Source organism: Kribbella sp. NPDC049584, assembly GCF_040675555.1.
GTDB lineage: Bacteria > Actinomycetota > Actinomycetes > Propionibacteriales > Kribbellaceae > Kribbella.
In genome coordinates this window covers 27523-52696 of the sequence record NZ_JBFAPF010000016.1, presented here as the reverse complement: position 1 = coordinate 52696, position 25174 = coordinate 27523, and the positions used below count along the sequence as shown (strand labels likewise).

Annotated in this window: 23 protein-coding genes and 1 tRNA gene; 14 read left to right on the top strand and 10 right to left on the bottom strand. The window is 65.3% G+C overall.

Features of this window, described 5'->3' with window-relative positions:
• Position 1: 1 nt before the first annotated feature.
• Complete coding sequence (locus AB0J62_RS38245; protein ID WP_363882078.1) at positions 2-1408, bottom strand: pyridoxal-dependent decarboxylase; 1407 nt, start codon at positions 1406-1408, stop codon at positions 2-4.
• Positions 1409-1447: 39 nt separating this feature from the next.
• Between AB0J62_RS38245 and AB0J62_RS38240 the strand changes: the two genes are divergently transcribed.
• Positions 1448-2800 (top strand): MFS transporter, encoded by a 1353-nt coding sequence (locus tag AB0J62_RS38240; protein WP_363882076.1) that lies wholly within the window; start codon positions 1448-1450, stop codon positions 2798-2800.
• Here AB0J62_RS38240 and AB0J62_RS38235 read toward each other — a convergent pair.
• Positions 2730-3893 carry an MFS transporter gene (locus tag AB0J62_RS38235; protein ID WP_363882074.1) on the bottom strand — a complete coding sequence of 388 codons (1164 nt, stop codon included), beginning with the start codon at positions 3891-3893 and terminating at the stop codon, positions 2730-2732. The two genes, AB0J62_RS38240 and AB0J62_RS38235, sit on opposite strands and share 71 nt — an antisense overlap.
• A gap of 72 nt (positions 3894-3965) precedes the next feature.
• Here AB0J62_RS38235 and AB0J62_RS38230 point away from each other — a divergent pair.
• Positions 3966-4038, top strand: a tRNA-Thr gene (locus tag AB0J62_RS38230).
• Between the two features lie 386 nt (positions 4039-4424).
• Here the strand turns inward: AB0J62_RS38230 and AB0J62_RS38225 are convergent.
• A complete protein-coding gene (locus tag AB0J62_RS38225; protein ID WP_363882072.1) occupies positions 4425-4730 on the bottom strand; it encodes a hypothetical protein in 306 nt (101 codons plus the stop codon).
• 323 nt (positions 4731-5053) lie between these two features.
• Between AB0J62_RS38225 and AB0J62_RS38220 the strand changes: the two genes are divergently transcribed.
• The 4 genes from AB0J62_RS38220 to AB0J62_RS38205 all read left to right on the top strand — a co-directional run bounded on the left by AB0J62_RS38220 (position 5054) and on the right by AB0J62_RS38205 (position 8624).
• A complete protein-coding gene (locus tag AB0J62_RS38220) occupies positions 5054-5329 on the top strand; it encodes a hypothetical protein (protein ID WP_363882070.1) in 276 nt (91 codons plus the stop codon).
• 200 nt (positions 5330-5529) lie between these two features.
• Positions 5530-6660 (top strand): S41 family peptidase, encoded by a 1131-nt coding sequence (locus AB0J62_RS38215; RefSeq protein ID WP_363882068.1) that lies wholly within the window; start codon positions 5530-5532, stop codon positions 6658-6660.
• A 595-nt stretch (positions 6661-7255) separates the two neighbouring features.
• Complete coding sequence (locus tag AB0J62_RS38210) at positions 7256-8032, top strand: VCBS repeat-containing protein (RefSeq protein ID WP_363882066.1); 777 nt, start codon at positions 7256-7258, stop codon at positions 8030-8032.
• A gap of 67 nt (positions 8033-8099) precedes the next feature.
• Complete coding sequence (locus tag AB0J62_RS38205; protein WP_363882410.1) at positions 8100-8624, top strand: VCBS repeat-containing protein; 525 nt, start codon at positions 8100-8102, stop codon at positions 8622-8624.
• 214 nt (positions 8625-8838) lie between these two features.
• On the opposite strand, the gene AB0J62_RS38200 is transcribed toward AB0J62_RS38205, so the two are convergent.
• Both AB0J62_RS38200 and AB0J62_RS38195 read right to left on the bottom strand, forming a co-directional pair.
• Positions 8839-9843 carry a hypothetical protein gene (locus AB0J62_RS38200; RefSeq protein WP_363882064.1) on the bottom strand — a complete coding sequence of 335 codons (1005 nt, stop codon included), beginning with the start codon at positions 9841-9843 and terminating at the stop codon, positions 8839-8841.
• 158 nt (positions 9844-10001) lie between these two features.
• Positions 10002-10388: a helix-turn-helix domain-containing protein gene (locus AB0J62_RS38195; protein WP_363882062.1), complete on the bottom strand. Its 387-nt coding sequence runs from the start codon at positions 10386-10388 to the stop codon at positions 10002-10004.
• Positions 10389-10481: 93 nt separating this feature from the next.
• Here AB0J62_RS38195 and AB0J62_RS38190 point away from each other — a divergent pair, with 93 nt between their 5' ends.
• Together AB0J62_RS38190 and AB0J62_RS38185 are read left to right on the top strand one after the other, a co-directional pair.
• Positions 10482-11111 carry an LUD domain-containing protein gene (locus AB0J62_RS38190; RefSeq protein ID WP_363882060.1) on the top strand — a complete coding sequence of 210 codons (630 nt, stop codon included), beginning with the start codon at positions 10482-10484 and terminating at the stop codon, positions 11109-11111.
• 163 nt (positions 11112-11274) lie between these two features.
• Positions 11275-14010, top strand: a complete 2736-nt coding sequence (locus tag AB0J62_RS38185) for an AAA family ATPase (protein WP_363882058.1) — start codon at positions 11275-11277, stop codon at positions 14008-14010.
• A gap of 131 nt (positions 14011-14141) precedes the next feature.
• On the opposite strand, the gene AB0J62_RS38180 is transcribed toward AB0J62_RS38185, so the two are convergent.
• Positions 14142-14840, bottom strand: a complete 699-nt coding sequence (locus tag AB0J62_RS38180; RefSeq protein WP_363882056.1) for a flavin reductase family protein — start codon at positions 14838-14840, stop codon at positions 14142-14144.
• A 354-nt stretch (positions 14841-15194) separates the two neighbouring features.
• On the opposite strand from AB0J62_RS38180, the gene AB0J62_RS38175 reads away from it, so the two are divergent.
• The 3 genes from AB0J62_RS38175 to AB0J62_RS38165 are packed head-to-tail and all read left to right on the top strand — an operon-like array spanning position 15195 to position 18405.
• Positions 15195-16349, top strand: coding sequence for an FAD-dependent oxidoreductase (locus AB0J62_RS38175; RefSeq protein ID WP_363882054.1), 1155 nt, complete (start codon positions 15195-15197; stop codon positions 16347-16349).
• A complete protein-coding gene (gene sigJ / locus AB0J62_RS38170) occupies positions 16346-17263 on the top strand; it encodes an RNA polymerase sigma factor SigJ (RefSeq protein WP_363882052.1) in 918 nt (305 codons plus the stop codon). The genes AB0J62_RS38175 and sigJ overlap by 4 nt, the downstream gene beginning before the upstream one ends.
• 38 nt (positions 17264-17301) lie before the next feature.
• Positions 17302-18405: an alpha/beta hydrolase gene (locus AB0J62_RS38165; RefSeq protein WP_363882050.1), complete on the top strand. Its 1104-nt coding sequence runs from the start codon at positions 17302-17304 to the stop codon at positions 18403-18405.
• A 127-nt stretch (positions 18406-18532) separates the two neighbouring features.
• Here the strand turns inward: AB0J62_RS38165 and AB0J62_RS38160 are convergent, their stop codons facing one another.
• Positions 18533-19363: an LLM class F420-dependent oxidoreductase gene (locus AB0J62_RS38160; RefSeq protein ID WP_363882048.1), complete on the bottom strand. Its 831-nt coding sequence runs from the start codon at positions 19361-19363 to the stop codon at positions 18533-18535.
• 620 nt (positions 19364-19983) lie between these two features.
• Between AB0J62_RS38160 and AB0J62_RS38155 the strand changes: the two genes are divergently transcribed.
• The 3 genes from AB0J62_RS38155 (at position 19984) to AB0J62_RS38145 (ending at position 21667) form a co-directional block, all read left to right on the top strand.
• Positions 19984-20235, top strand: coding sequence for a DUF4242 domain-containing protein (locus AB0J62_RS38155; RefSeq protein WP_363882046.1), 252 nt, complete (start codon positions 19984-19986; stop codon positions 20233-20235).
• 89 nt (positions 20236-20324) lie between these two features.
• Entirely contained in the window at positions 20325-20999 is a 675-nt protein-coding gene (locus AB0J62_RS38150) for a hypothetical protein (protein WP_363882044.1), read from the top strand.
• A 248-nt stretch (positions 21000-21247) separates the two neighbouring features.
• A complete protein-coding gene (locus AB0J62_RS38145; protein ID WP_363882042.1) occupies positions 21248-21667 on the top strand; it encodes a hotdog fold thioesterase in 420 nt (139 codons plus the stop codon).
• Between the two features lie 475 nt (positions 21668-22142).
• Here the strand turns inward: AB0J62_RS38145 and AB0J62_RS38140 are convergent, their stop codons facing one another.
• The 3 genes from AB0J62_RS38140 to AB0J62_RS38130 form a co-directional block, all read right to left on the bottom strand.
• A complete protein-coding gene (locus AB0J62_RS38140) occupies positions 22143-22271 on the bottom strand; it encodes a hypothetical protein (RefSeq protein ID WP_363882040.1) in 129 nt (42 codons plus the stop codon).
• A 58-nt stretch (positions 22272-22329) separates the two neighbouring features.
• A complete protein-coding gene (locus tag AB0J62_RS38135; RefSeq protein WP_363882038.1) occupies positions 22330-22848 on the bottom strand; it encodes an ATP-binding protein in 519 nt (172 codons plus the stop codon).
• Positions 22849-23077: 229 nt separating this feature from the next.
• Positions 23078-25174 carry a hypothetical protein gene (locus tag AB0J62_RS38130; RefSeq protein WP_363882036.1) on the bottom strand — a complete coding sequence of 699 codons (2097 nt, stop codon included), beginning with the start codon at positions 25172-25174 and terminating at the stop codon, positions 23078-23080.

Genomic DNA, 25174 nt, shown 5'->3' with positions numbered 1-25174 from the left:
GCTAACCGCGCAGACACTGCAGTACTGCCTCGGCGGAGCGATCTATGTCGGCTTCGTCCGTGGTCCAGTTGCTGACGGAGATGCGCATCGCGGCCTTGCCCTGCCAGGTGGTCCCTGACATCCAGCAGGTGCCTTCGTTCTGGACGTCGGTGATCACGCGGCGGGTGGTGGCGTCGTCACCGAACCTCACCAGGACCTGGTTGAGCACGACGTCGTTGAGGATCTGTACGTCGTTGGTTTTGAGCCGATCTGCAAATCGATTTGCCATCGCGTGGCAGCGGTCGACGATCTCGGCGATGCCGTCACGCCCCAGCGCGCGAATGGCGGCGTACACCGGGATTCCGCGCGCCCGTCGCGAGAACTCCGGGTTGTAGTCGAGCGAGTCGCGCTCGCCGTTCTCGTCCTGGATCAGGTACGCGGCCCGGATCGACATCGTGGCCCGGTGCGGCTCGGGATGGGCACAGAGCACGATGCCCGAGTCGTACGGCACGTTCAGCCACTTGTGTGCGTCGGTCGCCCAGGAATCGGCCCTGTCGATCCCGTCGACTAGTTGCCTGAGGCCCGGACTGACCGCGGCCCATAGACCGAACGCTCCGTCCACGTGCACCCACGCTTGGTGCGCGTGGGCGATCTCGCAGATCTCCGCGATGGGGTCGAACGCTCCGGTGTTGACGTTCCCGGCCTGTGCGCAGACGATCGTCGGTCTGTCGATCGCGGTGCCGCCCGCGCCGGTGGTCCGGCCGGGGTCCGCGTCGAGCGCCTCGGCCAGCGCGTCGGCGCGCATCCTCCCTTGCTCGTCGACCGCGATCGGCACGATGCTGTTCGTTCCCAGGCCGAGGAAGCGCAGGGCGCGGTCGATCGTGTCGTGCCGCTCCGCCCCGGCCAGCACTCGGATCGGCGGCGCTCCGATCAGCCCGTCCTGCTCTACATCCCACCCGGCCCGTCGCAGTACCTCGTGCCTTGCGGCCGCCAGTGCGGTGAGGTTCGCCATCTGTGCACCGGTGACGAATCCGACGGAGGTTGTGGACGGCAGGCCGAACAGCTCGACCAGCCAGCGCGCGGTGACGTCTTCCACCACGGCGGCCGCGGGCGAGGCGGCGTACAGGCCCGCGTTCTGGTCCCAGACCGTCGTGAGCCAGTCCGCGGCCAGCGACGCGGGCGTGGCGCCGCCGAACACGAACCCGAAGAAGCGCCCGCTCCCGCTCGGCAACAGCCCGTCATCGACCCCTTTCGCAAGGTGCTCGACGACCTCCCGCGGATCCGTCGGCCCGATCGGCAGCGGCCCGCCGAGTGCCTCGTGGAGCTCTTTCGACGTCGCTCGCGGACCGACCCGCCGCTCCGGGAGACTCTCCAGATACGTCAGCGCCCGGTCGTACGCCTCGGACAGCGGCCCCTCCCAATCAACCATTCCTCCTTTGTACGCCAGTCCCGGCGCTACAGTTCGCAGATGCGGATGCGGAGTCAGTGGCCGGCGATCGTCGGCTACTCATTGGTGGGCGCGGCCACCCAGCTCGTCTGGCTGAACTTCGCCGGCGTCACCACCGTCGCAGCCGCGCGCTACGGCGTCTCCGAGAGCGCGATCGGCTGGCTCGCACAGGTCTTCCCACTCCTGTACGTCGTGCTCGCGATCCCGTGCGGCCTGCTGCTGGACCGCTGGTTCCGGGCCGCCCTGATAACCGGCGCCGTCCTGACCGCTGCCGGCGCCCTGGTCCGCCTGATCGGCGACGACTTCACGTGGCTCCTGGCCGGCCAGATCCTCGCCTCGATCGCCCAGCCCCTCGTCCTGAACGCGGTCACCGGCATCGCCGGCCGCTACCTCTCCGAAAAGGACCGCCCCACCGGCATCGCCGTCGGCACGGCAAGCATCTTCGCCGGCATGGTGATCGCGTTCCTCCTGTCAGCCATCTTCACCACCGCGTCGACCCTGCCCACCATGCTGTGGATCACCGCAGCCTTCTGCGTCCTCGCCACAGCCATCCTGATCTTCGTCGTACGTCGCCCGGGACCCTTCGAACCCGCTCACCCGGCGACGCCGTTCGCTGACTTCGCCGACGCACCGCTCACCGCTCAGCAAGAGCCGGCCGCCCCCGCCGACGCCAACCCCGCCGAAGCCGCAGCCGTCCACGCCGATGCCGCAGCTGCGCCTATCGACGCGCAGGCCGCGCACGCAGGCGCGTCCATCGGCTTCGGCTCGTCCTCTCGACCTGACCGCGGCGCGCTCGCGGCGGCCTGGGGTGACCCGCTGATCCGCCGCCTGTGCGTACTCGCGCTGTTCCCGTTCGGCGTATTCGTTGCCATGAGCACCTTCGCCCAGGCCCTCCTCGAACCAGCCGGTGTCAGCGGCGGCACCGCCAGCACCATCCTCCTGGTGAACGTGATCGCCGGCGTACTCGGCAGCGCGATCATCCCGATCCTCGTCGTACGCCGCCGCGCCGAATCCACCCTCCTCGTAGTCAGCCTCACGGCAACCGCCTTGGCCTGCGTATTACTCGCGATCGCTCCCGGCGTACTGACCGGCTTCGTCGCGATCACCCTGATCGGCCTGCTCCTACTCCCGGCTCTCCCGATCGTGCTCGAGCTCGTCGAACGCCGTACGGGAGAAGCCGAAGGCACCGCAGCGGGCCTGATCTGGATGTCCGGCAACCTGGGCGGCCTGATCGTCGCCGTCGTCGTCGGCCTGCTGGTCGATCACCCCTCCGCAGCATTCCTCGTCATGGCCGCGATCGCGCTCATCGCCGTACCCGGTGCCCGTGCTCTCCGTCGCCCGATCGCCGAACTCCGATCGCAGTCACAGCCGTAGCGAGCAACCCGCCGGCCCCCGCGGTGATGAACGTCGTACGCGCGTCGGTGTGCTGCAGGAGCAACCCGCCCAGTACGTACGACAGCCCCGCCGCGAGCCCGATCGCGCCGTACAAGTTGCCGAACACCCGGCCCCGCATGTGCGCCGGTACGACTCGCTGCAGATGCGTGTTGACGCCGACATCGATCCCCGCGATCCCCAGCCCGCGAATCACCTGCAACGCGAGCGCCGCCCAGATCGCCCACGCCAGCCCCGTGACCAGATTCCCCGTGCTGCTCACGGCGAACCCGAGGAGCATCAGGGTTGGCATCCTCATGCTCTTCGCGTACCTCGCCAGCACCATGAACCCGACGATCAGCCCGATCCCCACCCCGGCGTACAGCGTCGCCGAGGCCGAGTCACTCCCATGCAACTCGTCCTTCGCGAGAAACACCATCGCAACGTCATCCACCCCGTTGAACGCGACCACGGCGAAGAACCCGATCCCGATCACCCGGACCGCCTTCGTCCGCCAGATGTAGCCCAGCCCGTCCCGCGCATCCTTCAGGAAACTGTGGCCCGACGGCTCAGCCCGCGGGATCCGCGGCAACCGGCTCAGGAACATCGCCGAGATGAAGAACGTCGCCGCATCGATCAGCAGAATCCCGCGTACGTCGGTGATCAGGAAGAGCGCTGCGGCGACCAGCGGGCCGATCGCATCCAGCCCACTCGTCCCCGCCCCCAAAGCCGAGTTCGCCGCCTCGAGTTGCTCGTCCTTCACCAGACCGGGCATCGCGTTCCGCGAGCTGGCCTGAAACACCGTCGCCGTCACGCTCCGGACCGCAACCATGGCGAGCAGCACCGGCAGCGGCGGCAGGAGCAGCGCCATGACAACCGTCAGCACCCCCTGCACGAGGTCGCAGATCACCATCACGCTCTTGAGATCGAACCGATCCCCGATCGCCCCCGCCAACGCCCCGAACAACCCGGGCACAAAATCCCCCGCCAACAGCAGCAACGCCACCGCCAGCGCCGCCCCCGTCGACCCCTGCACATACAGCAGCAACGCCACCAGCCCCAGCGAGTCCCCCAGAAACGAGACCGACCGAGCCACCCAAAGCCGCCGAAACCCCACCGACCCCCGCAACACTCCCCACACAATCCTCTACTATGGACCAGCACACCGGCCGGTGTGGCGCAACTGGCAGCGCACCGCTCTTGTAAAGCGGGGGTTAGGGGTTCAAGTCCCCTCACCGGCTCTTTGACGTGGGAACATAACCCGGGAGCGATGATCTCCCGGCGACGACCACCTCGTTCCCGACTGACACGGCGGGTGGATACGGGGCGCGGTGGGTGCGGACGGGACCCAGATGGAGGCCTGGTCGGATGGCATCCGGCTGCGAGGACCGTCGACCATAGTGGTGCCGCCCTCGAGGAGTTGTAAATGGCAGGGAACCTGGCCGACGACTCGGGGAACTGTCATCGCCAGCCAGAGCGATTTCAGCTGGCCTGCGAATTGTCGAGGCCTTCGATGCGCCCGGCAAGGATCGTGCGTTTCCCGGGACCTCGATCTGCGCTCAGGCTCTGTTGGGCAGCGTGCACCATCTGGACTGCCTCCGATGGATAACTCCAGCGGTAGTGCGTCTCAGATCAGGCGCGTCGGGAGGACATCGGTTCGGGCGACCACGCGGTCGCGTTCGGCGGAGAGGGCCATGCGTCGCGGGTCGGCGAGATAGCCGTCGAGGGCCGCCTGGCTAGCGAATCGAAGGATCTGAACCTCGCGCGGTCGATCCTCCGGGCCGTCAACGATCGCGCGCTGCACAACGGCTCCGGAGTGCTCCGGGATCATTGCGAGCACTTGGTCTTCGTACGCCGTCATCTCCGCGGCCAAACCCGTGCGTGCCCACAGCAGACAGCACAGGAAGAGCTCTTCGTCATTCGTGCCGCTCATTCGGTTCCCAACGTCGATTCGGGTTCCACTGACTCCTCGAGCTTGCCGGAGCTCCACCACGCTGGTTAGCCGACGCGGTCAGTGCGATCCAAATGATATGGGCAACACGCCGCGACAGGCCGACGGTCAGTGTTGGAGTGGGGCCACCGATCGAGCAGAACTGTCATGACCGGTCGGTCGTTTCAACGACGGTTGAAACGAGGCCACCCGGACAGATCGGTTGGATGATCTCTGTGGAGGATTGGGCTCTGATCCGGCGGCTGGTCGCGAACCGTCTTCCGCAGCAGAGGTGGGACCTGGGCGGTTGAGGTGGCGCGTGTGCTGTGGCCTCGGACGGCCCGTCGAAGTATGAGCGGGCGATGGTGTCCCCGTCGCTCACTCCGTTCGAACCGGAGGTGCGGCAGTTGCTTGCCAAGACACCGGACATGCCGGCGATGGTGATCGCTGAGCGGGTCGGCTGCCAGGTGATGCGGCGCAGTGCGACCTGTGTTTCCCGCCGAAGAAGATCCCGCTCAACGATGGCAGCAAGACTGCTGCCGGCCCTGGTGATCGCCGCGGCGCACGCCCCGTTCATGGTCGGGCGGGTGATCCGACCCTGACTCCCAACAAACACAGGATTTGCTGCTAGGAATGTGGGTGCTGCTGCAGTTGCTGGGTCGAGTCCCGGGCCCGCGCACAGGCAGTCGTATGCGGTCCGCGATCATCTACGCGAGCTGACGAACACGAACGACTGGCGTGGAACGGGGATGGAACAGCTGAGGTACAGGAGACGTAACCCATTCTTGGAGGCGCTGGGAGAATGGTCGAGGACGACTACTATCTAGACTGGGCCGAGTCCGGCGTGCGCTGGTTGCTGAACCCTTTGAGTACGCCGTTGTCCCGCCTTGCCGCGGATGTCGCGGCGCGGACTCCGCGCTCGGCGTGTGACGCGGCGTTGCTTCTCGCCGAGGCGGAACTCTTGTACGAGCTGATCGTCGAGCGTCATTTCGGCGTTGCCACCGGTCGGATCCCCGCTGACCTGGTGCGCGCATCCATCATGGAGTGGGCGGGAGTGCTGGAAAGCCAGTCGCCTGCGACATGGGGCGAGGCGGTTACCGCGCTACGCGATCGTCTGCGCGATGTGCTGGTTGACCAGCATTTAGAGATCCGCGGGGCGATCCCGCAGACCCGCAGGTCCCTGCCGCCCCTTGACGGCGATGACGGCCCGGCAGTGGAGGAGCGACGCGTAGGTGACGTACTCGTGCTGCGGATCCGGCGTCTTATAGGGGCGCCTAGCGACGAGGCCTTGCTCAGATCGTGGGCCGCAGACTCCGACCGCCATTTCGACTCCGCGCGCATCATCGTAGACCTACGCGGCAACCGAGGCGGCAACGACGGCCACACACTGGATTGGGCGAGGCGCAGATTGGGGAGGATCGAACACTTCGCACGTGACTGGACATGGACCGTTGGCGGGAAGGCGTTGGGCAATTGGAACGCCGCCGCTTGGCGTCAGGCACGCGACGGTGTCAAGTCTGTGCCGCCGCGATTGCTGGATGGCCGACACCACCCTGCTCCCAGCGACCGCCTCGAGATCGACGCCGACGAGGCCGGCACGATCGCTTCTGGCGACCTGATGTGGAGCGGTCGTATGGTCGTGCTGGTCGATCCCGAGACGAAGTCGTCCGGCGAGTCATCGGCGTGGCTCCTGAAGCGCGGGCTCGGAGCGACACTCGTCGGCGCGCGGACGTGCGGAATGATCGAGTACGGAAACATTGTTCCGTACGTCATGCCCCGTTCCGGCCTGGTGATCGATCTACCGACGAAAAGGAACGACTTCGGGATACCCGTCGAGACCGTCGGTTTCCCGGTCGATGTCGAGCTGGATCCAAGAAGTCGGATCGAGGACGTCGCGGCATCCTTCGATGCCTTATACCGAACCGGTGCATAGATCGCGACCTGTCGATGAAGCAGGCACGGACCTTAAACAACAAACTCAGGTGACGCGCTCGTTCAATTGCTCGGTGGAGACAACGCGTAGCCCAGGCATGTCCGCGCTGGGCGGCTACCACGTAGCGTGCACGGTCCGGCAGTATTCGAACGGCGCACCATGCTCGTCGTAGCCAGTTAGCTCGACCAGCAACGGCGCACCCGTGCGCTTCCTCAGCAACCGCCTCCGCTCGGGTGCGGCCTTGATACCGAAGGCCGTCCTTGCCCGACGGTCTGGGGCGGCGCGGTCGCCCCGCACAACGACAGGATCAACTGCTGAGCACAGGCCTGCCTGGGCCACAAGTTGGTACGGACCAGACGGTGCAAAGCTGCATCCGGCTCGCTCTCGGGAGTTATGCCGGCAGCAGGAGTCCGCAAACACCCCATGGAACGGGACGGAACGCCTTCGTTTCAGATGGCTCGCTGAAATCAGCGTAGCGCTTGTAGGACCCCATCTGTCAGTCACCAACTGGGAGTTATTCGTGTCATTCTCAACTACGAAGCAGTTCCATTTCCGCCTGCGATCCTGGCCTGGTCGGCGAGTAAAGCGAATAGCCTTGGGCTCTGTAGTCGCCGCCTCACTGTCGATTGTCACGTTTGCTGCACCGGCCCACTCACAGGTCGGTGAGAGCCTGGACACTCCATTCGTCACGACAGATCGGCCCTTCAGCACCATCAATGATCCCAACTACGCGACGGTGGTTCCTGGTGTCTTCAACGCGAACGGCAGGATGGGGATCGCCACCTTCGGCGGCACGCGCTTCAACACCGATGTTGTGGATTCCGACAATCAGGGCGGATACAGCGTTCCAGTAGCAAGCGGCGTCAACTCAGGTGACATCTCCTCGGGGTTCGGCTCGGCGTTCGTGCCCACCGGACGTCCCATCGTCAGTGGTGACTTCAACGGGGATCACCTCACTGACATTGCTGTTCTGACTCCGGGCGGGACCGACGGTGCCATGCACGTCGGCTTTGCGACAGGGAACGGCGCCTTCCGAGGGGTCGTAACCAATATCGGTGCTCAGTTCGACGGTTGGTCGGGCGCGCCGGGCGCGCACCGTATCGCGGGTGACTTCAACGGGGATGGCCGGACCGACATCGCACTCGTCGGAGGCCAGGGCTGGACAACGATCCCAGTAGCCTTCGCGACCGCGAACGAAACGAGCTTCACCGTCACGAACCTGCCCGCCGGTAGCTTCCCCGGTTGGGCCTCCGGCAGCCAAACAGAACCGATCGTGGGCGACTTCAACGGCGACCACAAAACCGACATCGCACTCGTCGACCAACGCAGGCTGGCACACCGTCCCCGTCGCCACCTCGAACGGCAGCGGTGACTTCACCGTCACCAACGCCGAAGTTGGAGTCTTCGCCAACTGGGCTGGAGCGCCAGCCTCACAACCGATCGCCGGCGACTTCAACGGCGATCACAAAACCGACATCGCAATCGTCAACCACGACGCCAACGCAGGCTGGCACACCATCCCACTGGCACTGTCTACCGGTAACGGCGCCTTCACCGTCTCCAATCAAGAATCCGGCTCGTTCGCCTTCTGGGCGAGCGGAAGCCGATCAAACCCCGTACTCGGCGATTTCAACGGCGACGGCAGGCTGGACATCGCCCTCATCAACAATGACCCCAACTCAGGCTGGTTCACCATTCCCGTCGCCTTCGGGCACACCAACGGAATCTTCACCGTCACCAACAGCGGCGTCCCCAATTTCCCCGCCTGGTCCCGCGACCCGGACGCCCGCGCCATCGCCGAAGACCTCAACGCCGACGGCAAAACCGACATCGCACTCACCGGAGGACGCAGCTGGAACTTCATCCCCACCGCCCGTTCCAACGGCGACGGCACCTTCACCGTCACCAACCCGACCAGCGGCGCATTCGCCGACGCAACAAAATTCAGTGTCATCATCTTCTAGCTAGCGTCATCGGCCAGCAGTCCACGACCCTTGGGGCCTCCAGCCCCCTGGGCCAGCTGACCAATCACCTCACCGGCCCCGGCGGACACGCCGGGGCCGGCGGTGCTGCTGAAGCATCAACGCGACGTCGATGCGGGATGGAACTCGTCTGTGACGTGCATGTGCGGCTGTCGCGTTCTAGCGGCAGAGGGCGGGTACATCCAGATGCTCGGAATCAGAAGAGGTCTCCCGCCTTTGCGCCGAGCACGATTGCCTCGGCCTCCTTGTACTGACGGTTCATGGCGCGGGTCTCGATGAAGGTCATGAGTACGCGCTCGGCCGGGACCTCTTGCCGGTACAGAGCCGCGGATGTGGTCATCGAACCGCCGCCGAAGTGCTCCTCGGCCAAAGCCCGGCTGAACGTGGCCGAGATCAGGGAATGCGGGCGGCGGCGGGTGGACCGGCCGTCCCAGGCCATCCCGCGGTAGAGCGTTACGGTCGGGTTGCCGGCGCGGGCAAGCAACGCCTGGACGAAGGCGAGCCTCGTCACCAGGTGGTCACGGCGCCGCTCACGCGACCAGACGCCATCGAACAGGCCGGGGTCGCGGACGATGGTGCCGTAATGCGTTGCGAGGCCGAGCTCGGCCAGTACGATCCTGTGACCCTTGACCAGCTCACCGGAGAACGGATTGCTCACGTAGCGGTCGGCGAACCTGCCCTCCAACTCGGAAAGGCCTCGCTCGGTCATCAGCGACTCGACGGCCTCGTACAGACGCTCGTCGCCTTCGCCCCGCTCGACCAGGGCCGGCAGGTCCGGAACGCCAGCCGGCAGCCGGCGGTCGAGCCAGACGGCGGCCCGCTCGCGCTCGGCCGCGATGGCGCGCAGAGTTGCCCGTCGCGCCGACCTGTCGGCAGGGATTGTGAGCGGGCGGTCGAGGCGCTCGACCGCCCGCTCGTACGCCGCGACGGCGTCCGACGTTGCCGTCTCGGCGTCGAGCTCGAACTGCAACCTCGTGATGTCCTCGAAGGGCAGCAGCCAACGCGCGCCGATGTCCTCGAACGCGGTCACCTCCAGTTCGAACATCCCGGGCTCAATGCGGACAGCGCGGAGGACGACCGGGGTCCTGCGGCTGTCGAGCAAGCGCCCGCGGTTGCCCGGGACAAGGTGACGGAGGGCGCCCGGCTCGAATGCGCCATCAGGCAGGGCTTCGGGGTCGCCCTGGTAGGAGGGAGTCGGCATGCGCCAGTCATACGCGATGTGGGCCTGCGTGTCGAGGGCCCTACTGACGGGCGGCGACAGCGCGGCCTTGACACGCCGCTGGTTGCGGACAAGGTCTCAACTCGACCGCCAACCTGACAGCCGATGCTCTTGTGGTGAGGCCGCTGGGACCGCATCCGTCATCGATGTTCGGCGATGATCTTGGCGTCGTAGAGCTGCTGGGCTTGTTCAATGTCGTCGACGTGCTCGACGGTCCATGACACCAGCTGCATAACGGTGTCGAGCAGGGTCCTCGCGAGCGTGGTAAGTGCGTAGTCGACCCGTGGTGGGACGACTGGATGAACGGTTCGGGTCACCAGCCCGTCGCGTTCGAGTCCGCGCAGCGTGACGGTCAGCATCCGCTGGCTGACGCCGCCCAAGTCCCGTTTGAGTTCGGTGAACCGCTTTGGTCCCGGGGCCAGTTCATGGATGACCGTCAGCGACCACTTGTCGCCGACGCGGTTCAGCACCTCGCGGATCCGACATGCCGCCGGGTCATGCCAGCTTCGCACCTGTTGCGTCGCCATTTGGTTCCTTCCGAGGTACTGAGGCAGAAAAAAGTGCCTTCTTTCGCTTGTGCCAATGGTTCCTGATGATGGGCTCAGTTCTCAATAGGAACCATGGAGGATAGTGTGATTCAGCCGGACCCCACGTTCGCGGTACCCGCGGATGACGAGCGGCTCGGCCGCGCAGCAGCTGCCCTTCGCGACCACCTCTACGCGGTGCACGTCGTTGATACCATCAAGGACGCCCGCGAGCTCGTCGCCGAACTGCTGCCAACTGACCGGGAAGTATTCACCGCGAGCAGTGAGACGCTACGGCTCTCCGGGATTCACGCCGACATTGAAGAGTCCGGTCAGTTCCGGTCGGTCCGGCACCGGGTGGCCGAGCTTGGCGGTGACTTCACGGCACAGGTGAAGCTCGGTGCCGCGCCTGATGTGGTGGTAGGCAGCGTCCACGCCGTGACCGAGGACGGGTACCTGGTGGCGGCCTCGGCCAGCGGGAGCCAGCTTTCGTCGTACGCGGCCGGCGCGCTCAGCGCGATCTGGGTGGTTGGAGCCCAGAAGGTGGTGCCCGACCTGGAGACCGCGCTGCGGCGGGTACGCACGTACAGCCTGCCACGGGAGGACGAGCGCCTCCGGCAGACGCGCGGCCGAGGATCGTTCATCGGCAAAATCCTCATCATGGAGCGGGAGGCCCTGCCCGACCGCGGAACCGTGATCCTTGTTCGCGAGTCGGTCGGGTTCTGACGCGCGGCTCGGATTCACGTGGAGTCTGGCAGCCCGTGACCGACCCGCACTCCACGAGAGGCCTGCCGCGCGTGGGCCACCTGGTCGGGTTGTTCAGGCATCCCGCCCCACGGTGTCTGCTGGACGCAGCCGCGCGCGGCCGATTGAACCAGCAACTGGATTCATGCGTATCTCTGTCGCCGTTCCAGCTCGGTTCGGCACACACCTTGTGATGGGGGCGTTCCGTGTGGTTCCAACGGACATGCGGGCAGAACACTATTCGGGCCCTGGAATCGGCACTGGCGATGCTATGCAGCCGTCGGCTCGTCCGACCGCCCCTCTCCTCGAGCGCGAGGCTGCTCTTGCTTGTCTGCATGAGTACGCAGAAGACGCCCGGGGAGGCAGTGGTCGGCTGGTGATGATCGCCGGCGAAGCCGGAGTGGGGAAGACGACGCTTGTAGAGCACTTCGAACAGCAATTGCACGGTGCGGCTTGGTATTGGTCGGCGTGCGACGGTCTGTTCACACCGCGTCCGCTGGGACCGCTGTTCGATCTTGCCGGCCAGCTCGGCGGTGAAATCGGGCAGCTGTGCCGGCAGGGGGTGGGGCGAGAGGATCTGTTCCGGACGCTCCATCAGCAAACATCCACGACGTCCGTACTGAATGTTGTTGTGATCGAAGACATCCACTGGGCCGATGAAGCGACCCTTGATCTCATTCGATATCTCGGTCGCCGTCTACGCGGGGCTTCGCTGCTGATCGTCACGACCTACCGCGATGATTCGATCGCGTCGGATCATCCTCTGCGTGTTGTGCTAGGGGACCTGGCGCCTCTGGCCGCGAGCCGGCGCATAGGGCTGGCTCCGCTGACGCCTCACGCTGTCACGAAAATGGCCGAGGACAGCAACATAGCCGCATCCGAGCTCTACAAGCTTACCGGCGGGAATCCGTTCTATGTCGCCGAAGTACTCCGGGATGGAATGGCCGACGAGGTACCTGCGTCGGCACGTGACGTGGTGCTTGCCCGGGTCGCGCGGCTTCACCGCGACACTCGTGCAGTGCTGGACATAGCAGCCTCGACCAGCGGCCGGATCGATGTTGGTCTGCTGCAGACCGCTAGCACGTCCAGGCCGTCTGCGATCGAGGAACTCATCGCCAGCGGCCTGTTGTTGGACGGGGGAGACGGCTTGCGTTTCCGCCATGAGATCGCGCGCTTGGCCGTGGCACAGACGATCCCCGCTGACCGCCGTCGATTCATCCATCGATCGCTTCTGGCGCAGCTGCAGTCAATGGGTTGTCAGGACGACGCCCGATTGGCATTCCATGCGGAGGAGGCTGGGGACGCCTCGGCAGTGCTGCGGTACGCTCCGGCGGCCGCGCATCGAGCCGCGCGGATGGCATCTCACAGGGAAGCAGCCGCGCAGTTCGAGCGTGCGTTGAGGTACGCCCCCGGCGACTTTGAGACTTTGCCCGATTTGTACGAGGGATTCGCCGATGAGGTGTCGCTGCTCGACCGCTGGGAGCAGGCCGAACAGGCTGCGGAGCGAGCCTTGGAGCTATGGCAGAACCGGGGGAGCCGGCTGCGGGCTGGTGATGCTTGGCGTCGTTTGTCACGGATCAGATCCAGCATGTGCCGGGGGCAGGATGCGATCGAGGCCGCCGAGGCCGCTGTGGCCACCCTGACGCCACTCGGCCCAACTGTGGAACTCGCTCGTGCCTATGCGGTATGCGCGAATCAGCGGATGCTTTACGCCCAGAACGACGCTGCGATCGGCCTGTCCCGCATTGCTGCTCAATTGTCTGAGCCACTCGGCGCAACGGATATTCTGAGTGATGCATGGATCACCTCGGCAACAAGCTCTGCGCCCATGGGCTTGGAATGGACCGATCGGTTGCTTGAGGCACTGGCACTGGCGTTGGCACATGGACACCACAATCAGGCCGCAAGAGCTTACGCCAATCTCGCCGCGCTGCACATCGACAGCCGGCGGTTCGATGCAGGTGCAATGTACCTCGAAGAGGGTTCGACGTACTGCGCAGAGCATGACCTGACTACATTCCTTGTGTGCCTTGCGTGCGAGCGTGCGGTCATGCTCGATCGGATGGGGAAGTGGGATCAGTCGTTGGCAATGGCAACGAAGCACCTCATGGGTGCAGGCCCTTCTCCCACGAACCGGCTGTCCCTACTTGTGAGACAGGGCGCCATATGGGCGCGTCGTGGCACAGCGGACCCGTGGGAAAGTCTCGACGAAGCCACTGCCACGGCAGAGCAGACCGCCGAACCGCAGCAGCTCGTAGCCGTGAGGTTAGCGCGGGCAGAAGCAAAGTGGCTCGTGGAAGATCAGCAGGGGGCTCGCCTGGAAGCCGAGCTCGCCGACGATGTGTGCGCGACATTGGGTGAGTGGCAGCGAGGCGAGGTTGCGGTCTGGCTAAGTCGCACCGGCTCGCCGCGTCCACCGCGAGGCAATGTTGCGGAGCCGTACAGGCTACAACTAGCGGGTGACACAGTCGGATCCAGCCGGATCTGGCAGGAGCTGTCGTGTCCGTACGAGGCAGCCCTCGCCATGGCGAGCGCAGCGGATGAGGCTCAGTTGCGAGATGCGACGACGATACTGACCCATCTCGGGGCCACTCCTGCCGCTCGGCTGGTACAAAAGCGGATGCGCGCACTCGGTATGCGTTCGGTAGCGGTGGGGCCGCGTGCCTCTACACGGGCACACCCCCTCGGGCTGACGCTGCGCGAACGCGAGGTCCTCGGCCTGATCCGGGCTCAGCAAACCAACGCCGAGATCGCAGCCAAACTTGTAATCTCCACGCGGACCGTCCACCACCACGTCTCCGCAATCCTCGCAAAACTTGGTGTCTCGACTCGTGCGCAGGCTGCTCACCAGGCAGAAGAACTGCTCGCGGATCGTGATTAGGAGCCGGCTGACGGACGCGGCCGGGGCGTCGAAGCGGTCGTTGTCGATGTTGAGCGTCACGCCGCCGTACGTCTCGGTGTGGTCGCCCAACCTCCCTGGGACATCACAACTAGGCGTCGCCACACCCGGGTTCAGGCGGTCGCAGGCCGGAGCTGGTGCGGCATATTCCACCCCTCCGCAAGTCTCGAAGGGTAAACGTTGCGTCCGCCGCCGAAGAACTCGCAGAATTTCATGATGAGTGGGTCCCAGCGCAGCGGGTCCACGTAGTGTGTCCCTGGAATGATCAGATCCTCCTCGACGTGCGTCTGCAGGACCTCGACCAGGAACGCCGTGGCGTTCACATCGGGCGTGTCCAGGGGCTTGGCGGACACGACGCGGCACTCCATCTGGATTGGGCATTCCGCTACGCGGGGCGGTGCGACGAACTCCGATGTCTGCTCGGTCAGTTGTGCGAGCGTGAACTTGTCCGGCACATAGCGGTATCCCTGCTCCGCTTTGTAATCCGGCACGGCGGACTTCCCGGTGGTGAGCGCAATCCGATCCACGGCGTCGACCATGGTCGAAGACGGGAGGTTGAGTACGCACTCACGTTCACGCAAAAGATTCGCCGCCGTCTGACCGCTGTTGGCAAGACCGAGCACACAAGACTGGCCCAGCCACCAAGCCGACGACATCGGCGCCAGATTCGCACTGCCGTCCTCGTTGCGTGAGCTGATCAGCACCACGGGAGTTCCGAAGTACAACACTTTAAGTCCGGGTGTCACATGCATCTCTTCGCCCTCCGCGAGGTGTGACGTGGCGGGACTCATCAACGGAGCTGGAGCCGTCATCGACTCTCCCAGACCACATATCAACGACATCTGGTGGCGCCGAGGCCTATGACTCGCCAACCGTCCGGGGCGACGGCACTCACTAACACCGTGCGTTCCATCGCGTTCCACAGCCACCCGCGGAGTACTCGGCCAGTTTTTGTCGCGCAGATCGGACGTCTGTCGCCGCGGACCTCGGGTCGCGCAGCCATCGCCGAGGACGGGGTTTTGGAGGGGGAATACGCCTGGCCATCCCGTCCAGCTGCTGTGGCGCGGGTGATCTCACATCGGCACGGCGTATTTCGTCATTCTTGCGTTCCTGTCCCCGGAGCTAAGTAGGACATGATGAGTGGCTCGAGTTCAGCGGAGGTGGTAGTGATCGGTGCTGGCTACGCCGGCGCCATCGCCACCAACCGCCTGCTCGCCTCGTTGACTGAGGCTGAGCGCCCTCGCGTACGGGTGCGCGTGGTCAACCCACGCCCGGATTTCGTCGAGCGTATCCGGTTGCACCAATTGGCCGCCGGCTCACGCGAGAGCGTCACGGTGCCGCTCTCTGACGTGCTGCATGAGGCCGCTGAACTGATTGTCGGCAGCGCCAAGATGATCAATCCCGACGACCGTGAGGTGACCGTTGCGACGGCCGACGGAGAGACTGTGCTGCATTATGACCACATGATCTACGCCGTTGGAAGCGTAGGCGCTGCGCCGATTCCCGGCGCTCGCGAGCATGCGTTCCTGCTCGCCGACGTAGACGACGCCGGGCGCGCAGCCACGGCCATCAACGGCGGCAGAGGACAGCGGGTTGTCGTCGTCGGCGGTGGGCTGACCGGGGTGGAGGCCGCGAGCGAGATCGCCGAGCGGCACGGCGATGCGAAGGTCATCCTGGTATCGGCTGGTCCGGTGCTTGGGTTCATGCGGTCTGCTGCTCAACGCTCGATCCTGCGCAGTCTCCGCCGCCTCGGCGCGCACGTCGAAGCAGGCGTCGCCGTCAACGCGATCGAGGACGGCCGGATCAAATTGGCCGACGGCAGGAAAATCGAGTTCGACGTGTGCGTGATGGCGGCGTCGTTCGCGGTGCCTGATCTGGCGAGGGTCAGCGGGTTGGCCGTCGACCGCGCCGGGCGGTTACGCGTCGACCAGTGCCTTCGTGCGCTTGACGCGCCGACGGTCGTCGCCGCGGGCGACGCGATGGTAGCGCCGGACGCGGTTGGGAGGCACCTGCGGATGGGTTGTGCATCAGCACTGCCACTAGGTGCGCATGCGGCCGGCACTGTGTTGGCGGCAGTTCGCGGACAGGAACCTACCCGGGTGTCAGTCGGCTATGTTGTGCAATGCATCAGCTTGGGCAGACGGCGCGGCTACATCCAAGTGGTGAAGGCTGACGACACTCCACGCCCACTCCACCTTGGTGGGCGTCCGGCCGCGATGGTCAAGGAGGCCATCTGTGCGATGGTCCTGGACGCGCCCCGCAACGAGCGAACAAAGGCAGGGTCGTACTCCAGCCCCAAGGGACCGAGGGTTGCCGCATGACCCCCAGCCCGGTATCCGATGACAGCGCTGATGTGACTGCGGACGCTGCGGTTCGGCGACGGCTGCACGCCATCGCCTACAGAATGACCGGGTCACAGCACGACGCCGAGGACGTCGTACAAGAAGGCCTGGCGCGCTGGCACCAGCTCACTGAGGACGAGCGCGCATTGGTGCGGCAACCGCTGGCATGGCTCACTCGAGTAGTCAGTCGGCTGTGCCTGGATCAGTTGCGATCGGCCAGGGCACAACGGGAGCATTACCGCGGGATCTGGCTGCCGGAACCACAGTTGGGCGACTCCGTCTTCGCGCCGGCCGACCCCGCCGACCCGGCCGACCGCGTCACGCTGGACGATTCGGTTTCTTATGCCTTTCTGGTCGCGCTGGAGAAACTGACTCCGGCGGAGCGGGTCAGCTTCATCCTTCATGACGTGTTCGGCGTACCGTTCGCGGAGATCGCCGGAACGGTTGGGCGCAGCTCGGCCGCCTGCCGTCAGCTGGCGGTGACCGCGCGAGCGCATCTGGCTGCCGAGCCGCGCTTCGATGTTGCCGGTGCTGAGCGTGACCGGGTGGTTGCGGTGTTTCTCGATGCCTGCCGCGGTGGTGACCTGCGGGACCTGGTGGCGGTCCTCGATCCGAACGTGGTGTCGGTTGCCGATGGCGGCGAGCAGATTCGGGTTGCCCGCCGGCCGGTCGTTGGCGCCGAGGCGGTGGCGACGTACCTGCTCGGCGTTCTTGCTGCTCAGGGCCGTCAAGTGACTCTGTCGCTGGAGCAGATCAATGGTCGGGCCGGAATTGCGGTCCATGACAGCACCGGCCTTCTCGGCGCAGTCGACCTGGTAGTTATCGGCGGACGCGTGGCCAGAATCGCTATCCAGGTCAACCCGGAGAAGCTCAACGCGCAGGTCGACGACTGAACGCATACCACCCACGCCGACTCTATGCAGGAGACTCCATGTCAACTCCGATTTCAGGCCTGCTCCGCCTCAAGAGGGCAGCACTGCGTGGAGCCTTCGCTCTGCCGTTTCCGGTGCAACGAATGCTTGCCGGGCGCACCGTCATCGTGGATGACCAGGAACTCGCTGTCGAAGCGAAGCTGTTGCTGCGGTTCTTGCGTTTGGATGGCAGAGACGAGCTATGGGCCGGGTCGGTGGCCGATTCACGCGCCGCGATTGACGAAAGCGCGCAAATAGTCGACGGCAAGCCCGTACCGGTCGAGCGACTGGAGACCGCGGTGCCTGGGCCCCGCGGCCGGCTCCCGGCACGGCTTTACACCCCTGTGGCGCTCGCGCCCGGCTCGGGGCTGATGGTGTTCTTCCACGGCGGCGGATGGGTCATCGGCAATCTCCGTACTCACGATGCGCTGTGCGCTTACCTTGCGCATAGCGCTCAGGTTCGGGTGCTGTCCGTGGACTATCGGCTGGCCCCGGAGCATCCGTTTCCGGCTGCCGTAGATGACGCCCGTGCCTCGTACGACCATGCGGTCCGCGTTGCCGAGAGCCTCGGCGCCGACCCGGAGGCGGTGGCGGTCGGTGGAGATAGCGCAGGAGCGAACCTCGCAGCGGTGGTAGCTGCCTCACCGGACAGGCAGCCGGCCTTCGCGCTGCTGCTCTATCCGCGCGTCGACTTCAGCGCGCGACGACGTTCGCACGACCTGTTCCGCAGCGGCTATTTCCTCACCGCGCGCAGCATCGAGAACTTCGAGAAGCTCTACGTCGATGCCGAGCACGAGTCAGATCCACGTGCATCGGTATTGCTCACCACAGATCTTGCCCGGTTTCCGGCGACCTACCTGAGCACGGCGGGTTTCGATCCGCTTCGCGACGAAGGAGAAGCATTCGCCGCTCGCCTGGCCGACGCCGGCGTACCGGTCGTGCTGAGCCGGCAGCTGGACCTGATCCACGGCTACGCGAGCCTTTTCGCGCTCGGCGGTCGATTCGAGCAGGCCACTGCGGAGGCGGCTGATGCCCTGCGAACGGCACTTGCCCTGCGACAGCAGACCCAGCCCGAAGGAACGCAGCCCTCACCGCCGCGACACACACCACCGACACCTTGCTGACCGGGTCACGGTGGCGACAACACCAAGTGTCAGCGCCACCTCCCGCAGCAAATGAACGGCAAAGAATGGAGCAACACAGCACACCTCGGGCACTCTCCACTGGAGAGAGAGCGGGTCAACGCAAACTTCACATCAGAACAGTCGCCAATGCTTCGTAGCCGGGCAGGAGGTCGTGGGCGTCCTTGCCGATCTGTTGGACGACGACCTGGTCGGCCCCGGCTTCGAGGTGGGCGGTGAGGCCGTCGGCGATCTCGACCGCTGTCCCGTGGAGCACCAGCGCATCGACCAGGTCGTCGTTGCCGCCGTAGGCGATGTCCTCGTCGGAGTACCCGAGTCGCTTCAGATTGCGCGTGTAGTTGGTCAGCTTCAGGGACGATGCCAGGTAGTCCCGCGCTACCGCGCGCGCGACTTCCTTGTCAGTCTCCAGTACGACCTTTTGCTCGGGAACCAGGAGCACTCCGTCACCGAGTGTCGACCGTGCTTCGCGGGTGTGCTCCGGCGTCGTCAGGTAGGGCAGCGCCCCGGCCGTGCGAGCCGCCGCCAGTTCGAGTACCCGCGGGCCGAGTGCCGCGAGCATCCGACGGTCCACCGGAACCCTGCCCTCGTCGAGCTCGTCCAGGTATTCGACGAGCGTTTCGTACGGCGACTTGTACTCGCCTGTGTGTTCCCGGTGACCGATCCCGATGCCGAGCATGAACCGGCCAGGGAATCTCTCCTCCAGCCGGTGGTACGACACCGCCACCGCGGCTGCGTCGGCCGACCACACGTTCACGATGCTGGTGCCGACGACCATCGAGTTGGTAGCTGCCAGCAGTATTTCGGCGTCGCGCAGGTCGGCCGCCGGCGACACTCCCAGCCAGAGCGCTCCGTAACCGAGTTGCTCGACCCCGGCCACGAGCTCCGCCCGCCATTTGTCCGCCGGATGCCACACCCCGATCCGTCCCAGTGTGAGCGCCACGTCCTACCCTCTCTTGAGAACTGCCGTTCATAGCAACCCTGGGCGGGTGGCCGGTTATTTCCCCGCGTTGGCCTCCGACTCATCCGCTCTCGAGCGACCCATTCCCCAACGGCCAGGACTGTGCAGCTTCAAAGCCCGGGAGGACCTCGCCGAGCGGAGCGAACGGCAAGGATGTCCGTCGGATGGGTTCGGCTGGCGTACGCCTGCACGGAGGCCACAAGCAATCATCCGGTCCGTGCGAGCCATCTCGCCATCCATTGCTGTCCAGGCAGGCACGGGTCCCTTACAGCACCATCACCCGTCCGTGATGCGCCTACTGAACCGATGTTCCGACCCGTTCCGCGCCTCTGCGGCGCAGACAGACTGGGCTTCCCCTACTGGTCGAGCGTCGTGCTGCCGACAAGCCCGTACCGCCAGAAGTGCTTGTTGGACCCGGTTGGGGCACCGGATGACGGGTTCACCCCTCGCTGCATCGACTCGCACACGGAACGCCATCACCACCCGAGGTGTCTATGAAAAATGGGCATTCGGCGCGCCTTACCTAGGCATCGTTGCCGATTCGGACCGGTTGGTGGCGACCGTAGCGTCGTTGGTGGTCATTGACACGAAAGGTGGTCCGCATGCCTCTCTACATCGACGTCCACACCGTTCCTGCGGGGCTGAAGATGGAGGACATGATGCAGGCGCACAAGGCTGATTTGCAGGCGCAGGGTCCGCACGACGTCAGCTACTTGCGGTACTGGGTCGACGAAGACGAAGGCAAGATCTTCTGCCTTGTTGAGGCGCCGTCGGCGGCGGCCGCCTCAGCAGTGCACCGCGAGGCGCATGGCCTCGTCGCAGACCACATCTACCAGGTCCAGGAAGGCTGCTGACCAAACTTCTGCCATGAGGGGCTAGCCCGGTGTCGGTCGGTGACCGTGATCAACCTCAAGACCGAATGGAGCTACGAGTGCAAGGACAAGTGTCGGCTGTCAACGCCTGCTCGGTTCCGATGGAAGCGCCAGATCTGGAGTCCCGTCAATCAACGGGCGGATCACACCGCGTGATTCGCCTGGTGCGACCGGACCCAGTGGCGGAGGCCAGCAGAGACGTGTTGGCGGACTGCGTCCGTCACGGCCGCCGCTGGAGGGTCTCGTTTGCAGGTAGATCGGCTGTCGTAGGCCACGTTGTCGGCCTGCAGCACATCGCGATCCTCGTCGCAAATCCGCTGCAGGAGATAGCCTCGATCGAGCTTGCCGGTGGAGTCAACGCACTCGGGATGTCATCCCGGCGGCAGGCTGAACCGGCGCAACTCTTGGTGGACCGTGAGGCCGTCAGCAATTACCGTCGACGACTCGGCGAACTGCGAGCGGAAATCGAGCGACTCGATGCAGTGGGAGACCAGCACAGGGCCACAGAGGTTCAAGTCGAGTTCGATTGGCTAGTGCGCGAGCTGGCGGCTGCATCAGGTTTCAGTGGGCGGACTCGGAGCTTCGCCGACAACCACGAACGTGCGCGCATTGCCGTCAGCAAGGCGATCCGTCGAGCAATCACCCGGGTTGAGCAGGTCGATTCAGTGATCGGAAGTCATCTACGCGACAGCATCTACACCGGGATGCGCTGTACGTACCAGCCTGCCCACCTGCAAAGGGACTGATTCTCGGTGGGAGCCTGACAGCGTGGTCCCGCCCTACGGTCAGAAACCCGGGCGGAGGGTGGGGTTCGACAACAACGTCCTGAACCGACCGTCATCTCCCTCACCTGCCCAGCGAGGCGAGACCCCGCGGCTCGACTTCGGCGAAGTGGAACCGGATGGAACGCGTCGCTGGGTAAGTGCTGGTGATCGCATCGTCGTACAAAGGCTTGGCCGGACTGCGACCTCAATGACTCGAGGAGGTGCCTGCTGTGAGTGACGCGAATGCGCTGCCGCCTGAGCTGGACATGTCGAATACGTTGCTACAGCTGATGGGCATCATCGTCGTCCAGGCGTCGCCTGAGCGGGTCGTCGCCACGATGCCCGTCAAGGGCAACACTCAACCTTACGGGCTGCTGCATGGCGGCGCCTCCTGTGTGCTCGCCGAAAGCGTCGGCACGATCGGCGCCGCCTTGCACGCAGCCGGCTTCGGCATGGGCGCAGTCGGGATCGACCTCAACGCAACCCATCACCGCGCAGTTCGAGACGGACACGTCACCGCCGTGGCCAACGCAATCCATCTCGGTCGTACGACGGCGTCCTACGAGATCGTCATCACGAACGACCTGGACAAGCGCATCTGCACCGCGCGCCTTACGTGCCAATTGATCCCAATCCCGCCGAATCAGTGACGACAGCATCGACGGCACGGGCGTCTCGTCGGCGCCGAGTTCACCGGCGCGCATTGGCTTGCTCTTGACGGCGCTCATCTGATCTCCGTAGACGTGCTCGCTGGAACAGCTCTGACCAGTAAGGGCGTCCAGTTCGATACGTGGGATTTCGGTGCCGCTAGCAACTTGCCGCGGAACTACCTCTCCACACATAGGAGGGTGGTGTGTTCACCGGTAGCAGTTATCCGGCGCCGATCACGCCGTACGAATCCAGGCTGAAGGCGTTCCTGGACACGGGCGGCCGGCTGATGTTCCAGCCAGGACATTCTCGACCATGCAGCGGGTACGACGGCCCTCGTGCACGACTGCCTGCACATCACCTGGGACGGACGCGAGAACCACAACGCACTGGAGGCCTACGGAACCGCAGGTGCCGGGTTGCCGAGTGTCGGGCCCACGTCTGCAAGCCATTGTCGACCGGAACTGTACGAAAAGTTCACTTCGTCATCAGCGGGGCGCTGGCGGCCGCGGTTCGCTGGGAATGGATCGACAGCAATCCCGCGGCGGAGGCGAAGAAGCCGAAACAAGCCCAGCCGCAGCCGCCGACGTCGGATGCGGCCCGCATGCCCTACCCGGTGCTTCGGGTGGTTTCGCACGGAGCTGGGAAGCTCGACTCGCAGTTTCTAGGGAAGGCCCCCGTTGTGCACTGTGTAAGAGTCCACCTCGCTCAGTTCCTGGGCCGACGGCGGCTGGAAGACGGTGCAGGCCCATCGCAACTCGTCCTGTGTCATGGGATAGGACGCTGGCTCGGCCTGCTCGTTCCGGAGCCGGAGACGCTCCCACAGCGTTTCGTGGTCGACGTCGAAGACGTGCAGTTCAATCCGAGCTGAGCAGGACCTGGCATCCGCAAACTTCTCGGTACGTTCCTCGCGCATCCAAAGACCGTCCTCGAGGATCACGTCCACGCCCCGGCGCAGCAACGCGAGCGCGTGGCGGTAGAGCACGCCCTGCAGCCGCTCGTGGAAGTCGGTGTCGGCGTGTCCCACTCCGAGGGCTGCTTGCCACTGGTCGGCGCTCAGGCGCACCCCTCGTCCCTCGGTTTCCAAACGCGCGGCCAGCGTCGACTTACCCGATCCAGGCAGCCCGCAGAACAAGGTGAGGGTTGGCTTTGTCCACGTAGAGAGGGAATCACTTCGAATCACGTGATCAGCATGCCCCACGTCGCCTGTCCACTCGGAGCCTGGCCCGCAGTCGGGGCGCACGCGGCAGCATCGCACTCCGGGTGCCGTGGCCGGCGCTCGCGTACGGAGTTGCTGCGCAGCTGTCCATCGGATCGTGGTTGGCGTTCAACCGCCCGCTCGCGACGGGCTCGCGGCCGCGGCCCGCCGTTCGGGCGGGCCGCGTCTACCGGAAGGGGTTGAACGGATCGGGTCAGGCTCGGACGAACGATCGGATCTCGACGCTGTACGGCGCCGCGGAAATAACACTGCTCCGGGCGTCGAAGGCCACCTCGGCGACCGTGACCTGTGGTGGCTGCCCGACCCTGTTGGTTGCGTCGAGGGTGGTGCCGGTAAGCCGCCACAGCGTACCGTTGGGGCGCGCGTTGAATCCGTTCAGTGACAGGTCGATGTCCTGAGCATCGGCTGTGGCGTTGACGGTCGCCACGGTCAGCGTCCGGCCGTCGGCCGACAGCGCGGCCATCGCGTCGACGGGGTACGTCGGGCTGCCCGCGTTGACACTCGGCTGGTCGCCACCCGGCGGGTAGTTCGGAGCCGGCTGGGGTGAGCTGCCGGTGAGGTCGACCGGTGTGACGCCGAACCTGTCCCGGTAGAGCTTGAACAGCACACCCGCTCCGCTGTAGGTCGAGTCGGTCTTGTTGTACGACAGCCACGAAACTCCCATCGTGTACGCCGCCATCGTGATGAAGTCGCTCGCCCGAAACATCTCGTGCAGCATCATCGCCAGGCCGAACAGCTGCTTCATCCCGGAAGCTTTCTGGAAGCCCCACTCGTCGATGCTGACCTTGATCTGTTTCTGCTCGAGCTCCGGGAAGTCCGGCTTGTACAGCTCCCAGTTCTCGCGCACCGACTTGATGTAGTTGGCTCCCCGGCGGCAAGAGTCCACCATGGACTCCGCCGGGCTGACGTCGATGTACTTGCCTTGATCGAGGTCGAACCGCTGGGTCGTTCCATAGCAGTGCTCGGAGATGATGTCGAACTTGCCCGAGCTGCTGGTCAGCAAGCGGTGGTTCCAGTCGGTCAGCGAACCGTACTCGACCTTCACCTTCGTGGGCTGGACGATCTGCCGGCTGCTCGGGTCGATGTAGAAGGGCAGCCGGTGGACCGTCATGCTGGCCGGGAAGCCGCCGACCGCAACGACAGCGATTGACGGGTCGACCTTCCGCATCGCGTCCGCGAACAGGTTGTGCTTGATCATGTAGTGCGCCGGAGTCATGTAACCGAGCTGCCAGAAGCCGAACATCTCGTTGCCGACGGCCCAGTACTTGACCCCGTACGGCTTGTGATGACCGTTCGCGGACCGCAGCGCACCCATCGGCGTGTCGGGGGCGCCGTTGACGTACTCGACCATCAGCGCCGCCTCGCGCGCGGACCCGAAGCCGGTGTTCACGCAAGGGTACGGTTCGGTACCGAGCAGATCGCACATCGCCAGGAACTCGTCGGTGCCTACGTCGTTGGACTGCGCCTGGTTGCGGTCCGGGTCGAATGTCGTCGGTCGCAGGTCGGGATCGCCGATCGCGTTCTGCCAGTCGTGCCCGGAAACGAAGTTGCCGCCGGGGAACCGCCAGAAGCCGCCCAACCCGCGCAGCAGGTCGATCGTGTCCTTGCGGAAGCCCTTGACGTTGTCGCCCGGCATCAGGGAGACGGCGCCGACCCGGAACGTACCGGTCCCGGTTCCCGAGATCTCCAGGCTGCCGGTCGTCGTCGCGGCCCGGCAGACGAACCGCAGCGGAATCGTCGCCCAGCCCTTCTTGACCATTAGAGTCACGCTCTGGCTCTGCCCTGGCCCGTCACCCCACGACAACGTTGCGACGATGTGCGAACCCGGGTCACCGGCGATCACCACTCTGCCGACGTAGGCCTTGGAGGCGAGGCCCAGGCCGGTTTGCTTGATACCGCGGGTCTCGGAGCGGCTCAGTGCGACCTTCGGCGACTGCGCGCCGACGTACGGGTCCGTGGTGTCCATCGTGACAGCGGCGGCCGGACCTACCGGACGCCACTTCCTGGTGTTGGGGCTCTGGGTGTCGACCGCGAGGTAGAACTTCCGGTCCGCGAGCACCTCCGACCAGAGGCTGTCGTACACGAGCGTCCCGATGTGCTCGATGAACGCGCCGTAGACGTACGGGAGGATGGGGGCGGATTTCTTCGTGGTGTCGATGCCCGCGCTGATCGGCGTGTCCGCGGCGTGCGCCGTGGCGGGCGACAGACCGGCGGCCAGACCGACTGCCACAGAGGCCTGGATCACTGCACGGCGGGAGATGCCGCCGTTTTCGGTAGACGTGCTGTCCAT